At 52.3% G+C, this 13,914-nt stretch carries 8 protein-coding genes; all 8 read left to right on the forward strand.

Features of this window, described 5'->3' with window-relative positions:
- The first annotated feature begins 26 nt into the window (after positions 1-26).
- The 8 genes from CQ018_RS14015 to CQ018_RS14050 all read left to right on the forward strand — a co-directional run bounded on the left by CQ018_RS14015 (position 27) and on the right by CQ018_RS14050 (position 13,908).
- Positions 27-2,792, forward strand: a complete 2,766-nt coding sequence (locus tag CQ018_RS14015; protein WP_146111917.1) for a helix-turn-helix transcriptional regulator — start codon at positions 27-29, stop codon at positions 2,790-2,792.
- Positions 2,793-3,016: 224 nt separating this feature from the next.
- A complete protein-coding gene (locus CQ018_RS14020; protein ID WP_181149903.1) occupies positions 3,017-5,035 on the forward strand; it encodes a helix-turn-helix transcriptional regulator in 2,019 nt (672 codons plus the stop codon).
- Positions 5,036-5,337: 302 nt separating this feature from the next.
- Positions 5,338-7,674: a helix-turn-helix transcriptional regulator gene (locus CQ018_RS14025; RefSeq protein WP_219844062.1), complete on the forward strand. Its 2,337-nt coding sequence runs from the start codon at positions 5,338-5,340 to the stop codon at positions 7,672-7,674.
- A 715-nt stretch (positions 7,675-8,389) separates the two neighbouring features.
- On the forward strand, positions 8,390-9,880 hold the full coding sequence (locus tag CQ018_RS14030) for a sugar transferase (RefSeq protein WP_105550638.1): 1,491 nt from the start codon (positions 8,390-8,392) through the stop codon (positions 9,878-9,880).
- A complete protein-coding gene (locus CQ018_RS14035; RefSeq protein ID WP_105550639.1) occupies positions 9,880-10,962 on the forward strand; it encodes a Gfo/Idh/MocA family protein in 1,083 nt (360 codons plus the stop codon). Before CQ018_RS14030 ends, CQ018_RS14035 begins: the two co-directional genes overlap by 1 nt.
- A 32-nt stretch (positions 10,963-10,994) precedes the next feature.
- On the forward strand, positions 10,995-12,041 hold the full coding sequence (locus tag CQ018_RS14040) for an NAD-dependent epimerase/dehydratase family protein (RefSeq protein WP_105550640.1): 1,047 nt from the start codon (positions 10,995-10,997) through the stop codon (positions 12,039-12,041).
- Positions 12,038-13,204 carry a DegT/DnrJ/EryC1/StrS aminotransferase family protein gene (locus tag CQ018_RS14045; protein ID WP_258142625.1) on the forward strand — a complete coding sequence of 389 codons (1,167 nt, stop codon included), beginning with the start codon at positions 12,038-12,040 and terminating at the stop codon, positions 13,202-13,204. The genes CQ018_RS14040 and CQ018_RS14045 overlap by 4 nt, the downstream gene beginning before the upstream one ends.
- A 2-nt stretch (positions 13,205-13,206) precedes the next feature.
- On the forward strand, positions 13,207-13,908 hold the full coding sequence (locus tag CQ018_RS14050) for a NeuD/PglB/VioB family sugar acetyltransferase (protein WP_105550641.1): 702 nt from the start codon (positions 13,207-13,209) through the stop codon (positions 13,906-13,908).
- The last annotated feature ends 6 nt before the right edge of the window (positions 13,909-13,914 follow it).

Here is a 13,914-nt window from a genome sequence, read left to right on the forward strand (position 1 = left end):
CTAAGGGGAGAGACAGGTGGATAAGTGTGGAGCGACTCGATTCGAGTGCTGGATACCAAGCCATGCCCGTGGCACAGCGAGAGGAAAATGTCACAGGTGGCGGGTTTGAACTAGATATAGTTGCCCGCGAGGAGCTCGTTCAAGAAGCCATTGAAGCGTTGCTTAAGGGTCCTGGTGTTTTCATCAGTGGTCAGCCTGGCGCCGGAAAACGGACACTTGTTACCACGATCATGCGCCAGTTGCATGGCCGCGCGTTGATCATTGACTTGGGATTCCCGGGAAGTAACTCGGCAGCTCTAGCTTTCAGCAAGATTTTAGATGATTGCGTCACGCAGGACGCTTCAACGCGCTTCATGGCGTTGGGTACCGTACACGCACTTCTGCAAGATGAATCGATGGGGCTACCCATCATCGTGTTCGTTCCGGAACATTTCAAATTGGTGCCCGAAGCTGTAGCAATGCTCGCCTCGCTGAGTCTAGCTACTGCTCTTTCGCTATTGTGCACCGGTACGATTACGCCAAGTACCGGACATCAGGTACATGATGAACTGACGGCTGCCGTGCATTTGCACCGAATTCAGTTGCATCCCTTAGATCTGAAAGCCACTCAAAGAGTCCTGTCCTTACATCTGGGAAGTGCGGTTAGTCGTCGCGCCGCGCATCAGCTGTGGATAGCTTCCGGCGGTCAAATTCAAGTACTACGCGGACTCATCCAAGACTGGCAAGAACGAAACTACCTATTACATAAGTCCGATTCTTGGGTTGTCGGAGGGGAAGCTGGCCCCATCGGAATACGCAGCAGACATTTAGTTACCTCAGTTCTTGACGCACTAAATGAAGCGGAACGAGAAGTTCTTGAGGTATTGGCCATGGCAACGGAAATTCCGCTAAATGTGTTGATGACATTATGCGATGCCGAAGCCGTTGACGCAGTCTTTGCCCGGGGGCTAATAGAGAGCCGCGGAAAATACTCTCGCACGGTGAGGGTAATTAGTACCTATCATTCGAGGGTCGCGATGGAGATGACACCGCCTGGCCGGGCCCGCTCCTTATTGGAGAAGTTTCGGTCTCTAACAAACTCCGGCTACACACTTCCTTCCCTGACTCAGATGGTGTGGGAGCAGAGTTCCGGGATTCGGCCCACCCAAGAATTAGTTGATGCTGCTGCGAAGGAAGCACTAGCCAACGGACAACTACAGCTTTGTCTAGAATTATTGGGTAACGCTGAAAAATCCGGTCCCGAAATTGAACTTATTTATCTTGAAGCGTTGTTACGAGCGGGCTACCTAGAACGAGCGAAGGACAGTGTTCGTGTACTGAGGCTTTCCCTAGGGTCAAGGCACAGTGAAGAATTTGGTGGACTAAATACAGACGAAGTGGCAAGCATTTTTCGGCTCGATTTCATCGAAGTTTTGATGCTTTCTAGGCAACCTGCCACCGTCTGGGAGACACTCGAAACTAAACTTGACGACGTTCGTCGCGATTATGAAAAATGGTCCAAGGAACATAGCGAACGCACACCTGTTCTGACAGAGCTTGCGGGGCATCTCGATCTTCTCGAAGCCGAAATTTGTCACCGCTATGGTGAACTCCCACGCAGAGAGAAACCGTACAACCATCCGCAATTGGCCGGGGAAGAGCTACTGCGTTGGCAGTTTTTGCACAATAGGCAAAGCATTCGGTCAGGAAAAACTCGGTTGGGGCTCAAACGTGGCCGTGAACTGGTGATGCTCTTGCAACAAGAGCGTCTCTCCAAGACCGCAAGCCAGCAAGTAAAACAGGAACTAGCAGATCTGTACCTGATCTCGGGGGAATGGCAGGAAGCCCTCGGAGTGCTTAACTCTGCCTGGGTGGGTGGAGAAGAGTCTCCACGCCTGACAGAAATTGATGGACTGTATTCGGCGGTGGCACAACTTTTCGAAGCCGACCCAGTCGCCGCCATGGAACTTCTGAGCGTCGAAATTGAGCAGCTTCGCCTTTATGATCCTTACGGCCATCTGACATTGGCTGCGGCAGCTGCTGCATTGGCAGCGGCCCGGCTGAAGACTCCCGATGCGGGACAACTCCTAGCCCAGTTTGAATCCCTCGACATTTCTACGGATTGGGAAATTTCCCAAGGGGCAACGATTCTCCATGCTGGGACAAAATTCGAGCTGGGTCGCAAGGAAGAAGCCCTAGAACAGTTACGACAGGCTGCCGAGATTAATGCCGAACGAGGCATCGTCAATCTTGAACTATCAATCCGCTTGATGATGGCTCGATTCGGGGATACCGAGGGCAGCGCCAAGCTCTATGCCTGTGCCCAGCGCTGCGATAGTTCGATCGCAGAAAAGGTTCTGGCTAACATCGGGGGAAGTACCAAAACTAACGGTGAGAGGCCTTCACAACATATTGCCGACAACTGGTCAATGGAGCATCGAAATCAAAGCGTACAGGGCTACTCCACCGCTGAATTGATTGATACTCATGCACTTGGATCTCACAAGATCACTTCACATACGGCTCGGCAGGAAATCCCAGAGCAAGATTCTCAACAACCAAGTAGTGCTGCACTCGCATTGTTCTCCTCTCTGACCGCCAGACAACAAAGAATCGTTGCAGAAGCGGCCACCGGAGCAAGCAGCCGGGAAATATCGGCACGCCTACACATTAGGGTACGCACAGTTGAGGGACATTTGTATCAGATCTATCAGCGGGTAAACGTCGGTAATCGAGCCGAACTTCTTCAGCTGTACCTCGATGCACGAGCAGCCATGCAGAGGCCAGAAACGACTCTTAGAGGAGGTACTTAAGTATGCGGGAAAGACAAACGAGTAGAGCAAGTAAGCGAACTACTGATGTTAGGCCAGAGAACAAGGCATAAGATCTTGAACAGATGGTGAGGGGCTATCTTGGGGGTAGCCCGTGACCGACTTAGCCGGTATTGGGGAACGGGTGAAAAATGCGTTGTAAGACGTGGCGTCCAAAATTTTCTGAGGTACGCATTGATATACGGGGGAAACTGCACGGAGAATCCTTGGGGGGAGAAACTCGCGAGAACTATTTAGAAACAATAGTTGCAGCACTACGCGAAAATTCGAGTAAGCCGATAGTTCTTTTGGGGGAACACGGCGATGATCGAGTAGAACTTATTACCGAGGCTCACCGACGTGTGGCGGGGCCCGGGAAAATTGTCCATATTGTTGGTACAACCTATGCCCAGAATTTGCAGTATGGGGCGTTAGCATTTTTGCTTGCAGATTTGGAGCCTTCGGAGACACCGGCTCCTGCCCAGGTCATGAAGGCGATATCCCGAAGTGTTGGGCACAGCACCGGTGGCATTGTGGTTTTGCAATACCCGCAACTTCTTGATGTCCATTCACGAACTGTACTGGCACAGCTTGCCTATAATCGCGCGATTTTGTTGGTAGTTCTTGCCGAACATCCGGGAGTTCTTCCGGCGGCTTTTGCCCCCATTCTTCGGAGCAATGACCACCACGAACTACGGATCAAACCGCTGTCATTGGATGAAGCCCACCAACGATTGGCACAGGACTATGCGGCTACACCCACACCACTTGCCGTGGTGGCCTTGTGGCAACGAAGCCAAGGGAATCCGGGCTGGCTCACGGCACTGACACATGACGCCCTGGCCAATGGAAAACTCATCATTCGAGATGGCCATTTGGTTCTAGGTGCCGGCGCATGGCCCACGGGTGGACGACTTGAAGCCATGGCATTATCGCAAACCGTTGTCTTAGAAAAAAGTGAACGGGAGCTGTTGCTTTCCATAGCTAAGAACCGGCAGGTACCACTCGAAACCCTCAGCAGTTCCGAGCTAGACGCTCTGGACCGGCTCATTAGCTGGGGCTTCATTCGCCGGAACAACCTCAGCGATGAAACTATCGAAGTGAGTTCGAGCCTTTTGGCAACAGAGCTCGATACCGGATTCGCAGCACGGGATTTACGCGAACTAGAAGCTCAACGCACGAGCAACGGACATTTCTACGATTTTATTGTCGCGCGCTCAAGCCTCGAGCAAGCGTTGAAGCTAAATCAAGATCTCGAATCCCTCGACGCACACAAGATTCTTAAGGAATTACGCACCGGTCTTCTCGAAGGCGAGCTTGGTCGTGCCAGAGAATGCACCACGAGCTTGCTGGGAAGCTATCATGGGACGCTTCCTGCGGAATTGGTCCAAGTAGTAGTGCTCGCCCAAGCTGTCCTAGACGTTATTGAGGTTTCTACGGGAGCGGCACTACCAGCTCTTGAGGCGCTCGGTGCACAACTAGAAATCTCCGGCACGGCCTATGACCGTTGGTTAGTTCAATCAATGAGAAATTTTCTGCTTGAAGACGACGACCCAGCGAAACACGCACCGATGGCCTTTGAACGGGACTGGGACAACGGCAGATGGTGGTTCAGCGAGCTGCTAGCCTCACGTGAAAGTACATTACTTCACCACGGTCTGGCGGAAAATCGTGGGGTGCTTTCGGGACGTTCTGCATTGCTAGAAATCCTTGTGGGCGTTCGCCATGGCTACACACCCATTCCAGCCTTAGAACACGTAGAACCGCTTCTTGCTGGCTCTAACGTTATGAAGGCGCTGGATCTGATGCTGTGTTCTAACGGGACATTATCGGAGAACAAGACTGCAATTGGGTTGGAAGTACTCCTTGACGCAGGATTCGTGATCTTCGCCAGTCCTTGGAGCAATAACGCCTTTGATCTACTTTCGGAGATCGAACGCACTACCTTGACGAACCGGATCAAGCGACGCAAGCGCGAGGGACAACTTGTCGTGAATCCATTGCCCGAAAACCTTCAAGAATACGACTTTCCGGTTTTGGAGGTCCTGACCAAACGCGAAAAATTTGTGGCTTCGGCAGCGGCTCAAGGACTGAACAATCAACAAATTGCTAATGACGCTGGAGTTTCTGTCAGGACTGTTGAGGGACACCTTTACCAGATTTATTCTAAGCTTGCGCTCACCGGTCGACGGGATCTCAGTACACTGGTAGCCACGCTTCAAGCGGGTAGCGAAGCACGTATATGAGTTCCCGGGTTGCAGCTACTCATATTCCAGACCATAGCGTGGCACAGAGGGAAATCACAGAAATTCTGCAGAGTGATTCAAGTAATGGCGTGGTTATTTCGGGTCCGATTGGAAGTCGAAAGTCGGAGTTCTTGATTTCCTGTATTAACTCTGATTTTGCTTCCACGGTTCACTTGCTATGTTCTCCGGTCTCAGCAGAGATTCCTTTTGGAGCTTTGGCACCGATGCTGATCGATATGGTTCAGCCGTTGCATGAGCTTAATGTGCTGCGGTTTCTAACGCACCGATTTGAAACCGCAACCGTGACCAAGCGACACCTGGTGCTCATCGAGGAAGCCCAGTTTCTTGATGTTGCAAGCGCATTTGTCCTTTCTCAGTTGGCACTGGCTAAGAAAATCAAACTTGTCTTACTCACCGTCGGCATTGGTCGAAACGAACAGGTAGTGGCGAGCACCGAACTTGGGGCATTGCTGGGGCATGTAGCCATTGCTGCGCTCACCCCCGCTGAAGTCGCAAGTTTCTCAAGGATGATCCTTGGGAATCCAACCTCTGATTCGACGAACCAAGTAATCACAGCGGCTTGCTCAGGAAATCCGGTACTGGTCGAAGCCTTCATAGCCTCGTCACTTTCGCAGAATGTTCTTCGCGAAAGTCAGGGATGGTACTGCTTGACTCAGCCATACGTCGAAAATGATGAGGCGCTTCATGCTGTTGTCGCCGGTATACAGAAACGGCTCAGCGAATCCGATGCCGAAGCTCTAGAAATTCTTGCGCTCAATGGTGCGGAGGATTCGGCAGTATTAGTTAGAGTTTGTGCCACAGATACCGCGCGCCTCATAGGAACGGGACTAGTTGGTCACCTAGATGAAACACGTTTGTGCATTAGCTCCCCGCTATATTCCCAGGTGTTGCGGGAGCTGGTGCCACCGGGGCGAAGCAAACACCTGTGGTTGAAGCTCTCCGCGGACCGAGAACATCGTGGAGCATTACCTAATAGTTTGTTGTGGGCGCTGAGCAGTGGTGCAAGTGCCACCGATGACCAATTCTATGAAGCAATTGAAACAGCCCTGAATCACAATGACGAGGTTGGGGCCTGGAAACTATACCAACTGGCAAAAACCTTGAATAAGAATCTTCAAAATGCTCAGCAAGGTGCCCGCGCGCTACTTGGACTGGGGCAATACCAGTTAGCCTTACGGGAAATTGCCGAGGCGCTGGAAACCGAAGATGATCCACGCGAAGTTTTGAGACTTCGTTCCCTTGCAGCTACGGCGCTGTGGCGCACGGGAGACTCTGGTGACGGAATCGAAAAACTTCTCGATGATTGGAATAACCAATGCAAAACCTGGGGAGAAGATCCAAAGTCCCGGGATCAAACAGAAATTCAACGCAACTCTAGAGCAATAACATTATTACGCTTGTGGATAGCCGTTGCTCAGAGCGAGGATCTTGAAACGACTCTAGAACAAGCCCGATCCATTGAGATTGGTTCCCCAAAAGGTAGCTTGGAAGGGCTTTTAGCGGTAGATGCAAAGTGTCTGACGCTCTTGAGGCTCGGGAAATTTGTTGAAGCTTCCGATAGTGCCTTGGAAAATCTGAAGAATATTGAAGAAGACTCGGACCTGGAGTCATATATTGGCTTTCAGATCATGGCTACCGCGCTGAGAGTGTTATTCGCAGTGGGGGAATATGCAAAGGTACGGTCAATAGTTGCCTCTGGTATGCCCAAGAATACTAAGGTTTATATGCAATGGGCGGGAACTATGCACTTGTGGTCGGCCCTTGCTGCGGTCCAAGAAGGCCGCTGGTCACTGGCAAGGACTCAACTGTATGAGGCACGAGCCGAACTTACATTTCATGATCCAGATAAGTTACTAGAACTTTGCCAAGCTCTGTGCTCATTCGAGCAACAGCAGGTCTCGGGCCAAACGTCAGCGTCCCCCAGTTTTTCCTCTGAAAAGCATCTGCGGCGCGGGTGGGCAGCCGGAGAAAACACAGATGCGATCCTCCTGGCTCGGGGCTATCTGGCGTTAGCCGGAGCTCAAAAAGCACAAGGACAGCTTGCCGAACTCATTGACCGTGCTAGTGCTTCCATATGCCGTCACACGGAGTTGCAGCTGTCACTAATGTTATGGCGGAGTACAACTAACGTCGGCGAACGCGGCCCTGCCTTACGAGGTTTAGAAACGCTATGTGCGCCACCGGTCGGTCGAAAAACTCCCGCTGTTCTATTGCTTACCCGCAGCGGAGACAAAACGCAGACCGAAGAATTAGTTGTAGTTGCGGAAGAACTGTTCAACCACGGTGAAACGGGGTTGGGCGCCGAACTGCTGGCAAACATTCTCGGAACCTTGACCCATGATGGAGATGAACGCCAACGAGGAGTTCTACTGCGCAGACTCGCTGCCTGGATCGACGAATTGGGTGGGGTTCCTTGGGGTTCCTTATCCGGTGTGCTAAGCGAAAGAAATCTGACCGCCCGGGAAAAAGAGATTATCGATCTGGTCCAGCAAGGAATGAGCAATAAGGAAATTGCCAAGTTGCTGACGGTTTCACAACGCACAGTTGAAGGACATTTGTACCGGGTATTTGCAAAACTGGGGATAGCCGGGCGAGCTGAGCTTGATTCACTTCCCTAAATGAACCACCAAATACGCCGTGAATCTATAGTGCGAGTGAATTCTACGTCGATACACGTATTGGCAATCGAACAATCAGGTAGTTCCTACGCGTGAGCTGGGTGAGGGACCCCGCCTAATGTTTGAAGTAGCCCGGTTTGGGCCTTCATAGAGCTCGGAATCAATTAAGTGCACTTGATTCGTGACTAGGCTCGGGGGACCTCCGGGCAACAAGTGGTTTGTTCTACGATTCCACTTGACCGCAAAGGACTGGAGTCGGCGGTTGGCGATTTGCGCCCCAGCGCGCGATCGACCCCCCAGCAGCCGCCGGCTCCTTCCACAGCCCCAAGGGAAGTACTACTTGGGGGCTCGTGTTTTTCCCAAACAGTTGCGGCGCGAAACTCTGCTTGGATACTCATGGATCAGTGCCCTCACTTTGCTCCCCTGTTAGTTTGTCTGCGCGGGAGGTAAATGCCTTTTCAGTACGGGATTTATTCCCATACTCGGCTGCATCATGAGTATGCGTTTTTTGGTTCGAGTACCTACTTGCGCAAGAAAGACAGTATTCGAGTGTTCGGTTACGCGTGTTCGCCGCATCACGCGGAACTAGGCTCAAAGTGAAGCGGTTGGGGAAAGCCGCTAACCACTTGGGGATTTGGGGAACAATGAATTTCGCATTGGGCGCTTATGCGTCTTTGGCAGTATTTCATCTGTGCCTAGACAAGAGGCAGAACAGATGACCGAGATAAATGATCCATTCGAATTTGAGACCAACACAAATTGGCTTCCGGTTCGAAGTACTACCCGTGGCCAACGGAAAACGACCGCAGTTGAGTTCCCGGCACGCGAATGGCGCAGAAGATTTACGTGGCGACTGATAGCCACCGATGTGGCCATCATCGTGACGGTTTGTCTTTCCGCACTGTTCTTGGCACAAGAATCTTCACGCACCTTGATGTTTGAAGCGCTCGGAGTTTCACTATTTTGGATCGTGCTTCTAGCTCTTTACAGAACTCGCTCACTCCAGCGAATTGGCGTTGGCGCCATGGAATACAAACGAGTCGTTGATGCCACGGCGGTTGCCGCCGGCTGGACAGCGATACTTGTGGTTTTCACCGGTTCTTTTCAAGTTCGGTGGATGCTCGTTGTGGTATTCCCGGTTGGACTTGCCGCTTTACTGCTGGCCCGCTGGTTGTGGCGCGGATGGCTAAACAGGCAGAGTATGAAGTCGGGTCACTACCTATCCCGGGTTGTTGTAGTGGGACAGAAAACCGACATTGACTATGTAACTAATAGGCTCGCTCAACATTCCGGGCCGGCCTACAAAGTTGTCGGTGTAGTTTTCGACGAAGCAACAGTGTCTGGTACAAATGCTAGCTACCCGCAACGTGCGGGACTGGCAACGCTTGAAAGCGTTGTTGCCGGTACCGGTGCCGACGCAGTGATAGTTGCAGGAAGCCTGCGTGAGGGAAACCAAGCCATAAGAAATCTTGGGTGGCGCCTTGAAGAATCTCGTACGCAGATCATTTTGGTTTCTAGTCTGACAAATGTTGCAGGTCCACGGATTCGTATGCGTCCGGTAGAAGGACTGCCACTGATGCATGTTGATTTGCCTAATTTTGAAGGCGGCCATCATGTAATCAAGCGTGGCATGGATGTAGTTCTTTCTGCCGTGGCTCTTATTGCTTTATCCCCGGTATTCGTGGTGCTGGCATTAATCGTCAAGCAGGACAGCACGGGGCAGGCTTTCTTCTCACAGCAGAGGGTGGGACGGGACGGCGAACTATTCAAGATGTACAAGTTTCGTTCCATGGTGGTTGATGCGGAAGCACAACTTGAAGAACTACGTGAACTCAATGAGGGACATGGGCATCTTTTCAAAATGAAAGAAGACCCAAGGATCACTACTTCTGGTCGCTGGCTGCGTAAATATTCACTAGACGAACTGCCCCAGCTATATAACGTGTTCAAGGGTGATATGTCCTTGGTTGGACCGCGCCCGCCATTAGCAAGTGAAGTAGCCCAATACGAGGGTCCGACTCAGCGCCGCCTCTACATCAAACCAGGTGTTACAGGTTTGTGGCAGACACGTGGCCGTTCCGAACTACCCATGGATGAGAGCATCCGACTTGATCTCTACTATGTAGAAAATTGGTCGGTGACCGGAGATCTCATGATCATGTGGCGAACCCTGAAAATCATGATTAAGCCGGAAGGTGCCTACTAATGTCAAATACAACGCAACCGCTGAAAGTAGCTGTCATTGGAGCCGGTTATTGGGGGCCAAATCTCGCGAGGAATTTCGCTACCTCAGATTTATGGGAACTCGTGGCCATCTGTGACTTGGATATTCAACGCGCGTCAGCATTGGCAGCCAAAGTAGGTCACCCCGCTGTTGTTCCAAACATTGATCAATTGTTCAATGATTACGAGATTGATGCAGTTGCCATTGCCACTCCCGCCCGCACCCACCATGGCATTGCCATGGCCGCTATGGCTGCAGGAAAACATGTTCTCGTGGAAAAGCCGTTGGCAGATACCACGAAAGCCGGGCAAGAAATGGTCGATACCGCAGCGACCTCAGGGCTGGTTCTGATGGCAGATCACACCTATTGCTATACCCCTGCAGTGCTCAAGATTCGTGAATTGATTCAGTCAGGAGATTTGGGAGAGATCCTCTATATCGACTCGGTACGGATTAACCTAGGGCTTGTTCAGCCGGATGTTGATGTTTTTTGGGACCTGGCTCCGCATGACTTATCGATCCTTGATTTCATTCTTCCCGAGGGACTGAGCCCTTTGACCGTTACCGCTCAAGCAGCCGATCCGTTGGGATCCGGTAAAGCTTGCGTGGGCTATCTGTCGATACCACTACCTGGGGGTGCCTTGGCACATATTCATGTGAATTGGCTTAGCCCCACCAAGATCCGTTCCATGGTCATTGGTGGCTCCAAGCGAACTCTGGTTTGGGACGATTTGAATCCGCAGCAGCGTTTGAGCATCTATGACCGAGGTGTTGATCTGCAATGCCAAGAACTAACTAACGAAGACACCTCGGATCGACGCAATGCCTCGATTTCCTACAGGTTGGGCGATACCTGGTCTCCGGCGTTGGAAGAATTTGAACCGTTGGGGCGTATGGTCACTCAATTCCATTCAAGCATTCAAAATGCTCAGGAATCTCCCACCGACGGGCGCTCGGCAATGCGAGTGCTCTCGGTACTGGAAGCCACAAGCCGATCGTTGGCCAAGGGTGGGCGTCGAGCACGAGTCATAGGCGAAAGTTTGAGACTAGCCGAAGCAAATTAATTTAGCAGTACACAAAGAAAGCTGGGGGCATCATGCAGGAAAATAGCAACGGCCGGAGCAACATCTCGGCCGCACTGGCAGGTGGAAAGTATTTGGTTACGGGTGGGGCCGGAACTATCGGATCTGAAATCGTAGATCAGCTGCTTGCCGCGGGCGCCGCGGAAGTACAAGTTCTGGACAACTTGGTTCGTGGCAGGAAGGCGAATCTCGATTCGGCTCTGACTAGTGGTAAATGCACTCTTGTTGAGGGTGATATCGGGGATAGGGCACTTGTTGCCAAACTTGTTCGCGGCAAAAACATAGTCTTCCATCAGGCGGCAATCCGGATTACTCAGTGTGCCGAAGAACCCCGTCTGGCCCTTGACGTATTGGTTAATGGAACCTTTAACGTTCTTGAAGCTTCGGCAGCGGCAAACGTGTCCAAAGTAGTGGCAGCTTCTAGTGCCTCGGTCTATGGGCAAGCGGAAGAATTTCCCACCACCGAACGACACCACCACCTGAATAACGACACCTTCTATGGGGCAGCAAAAAGCTTTAATGAAGGAATGCTGCGCTCATTCCGTGCCATGACCGGATTGAACTACGTGGCATTGCGCTACTTCAATGTTTACGGTCCTCGGATGGACGTGCACGGTGCCTACACCGAGGTATTGGTGCGTTGGATGGAACGCATAGCAGATGGCTTACCCCCACTTATTTTCGGGAATGGTGAGCAGACCATGGACTTTGTCTTTACCGAAGATATTGCCAGGGCTAACCTGCTTGCCGCTGCCGGAAACATCAATGAAGGAATATACAACGTTGCAAGCGGAACCGAGACGAGTCTGTTAGAACTTGCCCAAGCACTTTTGAAAGTCATGGGATCCGAGCTGTCGGTTGAACACGGTCCAGAACGCGCGGTCAACGGTGTGGCGCGTCGACTTGCCGACACTTCTACTGCGCAGCGAGAACTGGGTTTTAGCTCCCGGGTAGGACTTGAAGAAGGGCTGGCTCGGCTGGTGACCTGGTGGGAGCCACTGCGCGAGGAAGTCGCTGCAGGACGTCTGACCGACATTAAAAGTGGGGTGGGGCTGAAATGAGTTTGGTTAGCACGAACGGGGAGACACCAACCCTTGAACGTGTCAATGTGATGAAGCCTTGGCTAGGCGAAGAAGAAGCCCAAGCCATTGCCGAAGTTGTTGCCTCGGGCTGGGTTGCTCAGGGACCGAAGACCGCTGCCTTTGAACAAGCATTTGCACAGCATCAACAGGTGGAACACGCAGTAGCAACCTCAAGTTGCACCACCGCACTGCAATTGGCGTTATTGGTCGCCGGAGTCAAACCTGGGGATGATGTATTGGTCCCGTCCTTCTCGTTTATTGCAACCGCCAACGCACCAACTTATGTTGGTGCGCACCCCATATTCGTTGATGTCGATGAAGCCACCGGAAACGTCACGGCGCAAACTCTGGACCGTGGACTGACGGTTGCCACCACAGCGGTAATAGTCGTGGATCAGGGTGGGATTCCTGTAGATCTGGCCCCTATTCGTCAATGGTGCGATCTACATGGCCTAAAACTCATTGAAGATGCAGCATGCGGTGCAGGTTCAACCTACCGGGGGCACCCGGTGGGTCATGGCGCAGATGTCAGTGCCTGGTCATTTCACCCGCGAAAATTGCTGACAACCGGTGAAGGCGGGATGCTGACCACCAATAACCAACAGTGGGCGGATCGGGCTCGCACACTTCGCGAACATGCAATGGGTATTTCTGCGGCGGAGCGTCACTCCGCACTTGTGGCACCACCGGAAAGTTATGCGGAGATTGGTTATAACTTCCGGATGACCGATTTGCAGGCGGCCATGGGGTTGGTACAGCTTGGAAAGCTTGATGCGATGGTCGCCAGACGTCGCGAGCTTGTGGAAATCTACCGCAGAGCGATCGACGATATTAAAGGATTGGAACTAGTAGCAGATCCGGACTATGGAACCTCAAACTTCCAATCATGTTGGATCAAGGTGCTTCCAGAGTATGGATTGGATCGCGAAGAGCTTCTTGAACATCTGGGGCACCGCGGAATCTCTGCACGCCGCGGCATCATGGCAGCGCACCTCCAGCCCGCGTATTCGGGCCTGAAGAATATTGGTTTACCGGTGACCGAGTCCTTGACCAACAACACGCTGATTCTTCCGTTATTTCATCAGCTCGGGGCTGCCGAACAACAACGCGTCATAGACGCACTTTCGAATCCGGGGGGATAGAAATGTCAAGGGTGTTGCTGCTTGCCGCTGGGGGGCTGGCCCGCGAGACAGCATCTTCGATTGCCGCAACCGGGGACCACCAGATCCTTGGCATGCTTGATGATTCGCCGACGCTCCATGGCCAGTTTGTTGCCGGACTCGAAGTTCTGGGCGGCATAGAACAGGCCACAACTATTGATGCTCAGCTCTTGATCTGCGCCGGATCCGGCGCAGCACGGCAAAGCATTGTTGCTTCCCTTGCTCGTCTGGGAGTAGAAAACACGCGGTATGCCACCCATGTCAGTGATGCCGCTCAGCTCGGCGCGCGAACAACGCTAGGACGGGGCAGCATTATTCTGCCCGGCTGCGTTTTGACGTGTGACATCGAAGTGGGCCGCCACGTGGTGCTCATGCCAAATGTTGTACTCACCCACGATAACTGGTTGGGGGATTACGCAACGCTGGCCGCAGGGGTAACCCTCGGTGGCAGTACTCAAATTGGTGCTCTGTCCTACGTGGGGATGCAGGCAAGTGTGCGCCAAGGACTGGTGATTGGCGATGGGGCGACTTTGGGCATGGGCTCGGTGCTATTGCAAGACCAACCAGCACATAGCATCTGGGCCGGAAATCCGGCACGAATGCTAAAACATCACCCGGATCAATCAACTACCGGAAAATCTACATCATCAAAAACAACGATTGAAGACACACAATGTGTTTCCTAAACGCTC

The sequence above is a fragment of the Arthrobacter sp. MYb227 genome, from assembly GCF_002975435.1.
In the GTDB taxonomy this organism is placed as follows: domain Bacteria; phylum Actinomycetota; class Actinomycetes; order Actinomycetales; family Micrococcaceae; genus Paeniglutamicibacter.

Coding starts and splice junctions, on each gene's coding strand:
- CQ018_RS14040 (WP_105550640.1), top strand. CDS start 10,995: ATGCAGGAAAATAGCAACGGCCGGAGCAACATCTCGGCCGCACTGGCA.
- CQ018_RS14045 (WP_258142625.1), top strand. CDS start 12,038: ATGAGTTTGGTTAGCACGAACGGGGAGACACCAACCCTTGAACGTGTC.
- CQ018_RS14030 (WP_105550638.1), top strand. CDS start 8,390: ATGACCGAGATAAATGATCCATTCGAATTTGAGACCAACACAAATTGG.
- CQ018_RS14050 (WP_105550641.1), top strand. CDS start 13,207: ATGTCAAGGGTGTTGCTGCTTGCCGCTGGGGGGCTGGCCCGCGAGACA.
- CQ018_RS14035 (WP_105550639.1), top strand. CDS start 9,880: ATGTCAAATACAACGCAACCGCTGAAAGTAGCTGTCATTGGAGCCGGT.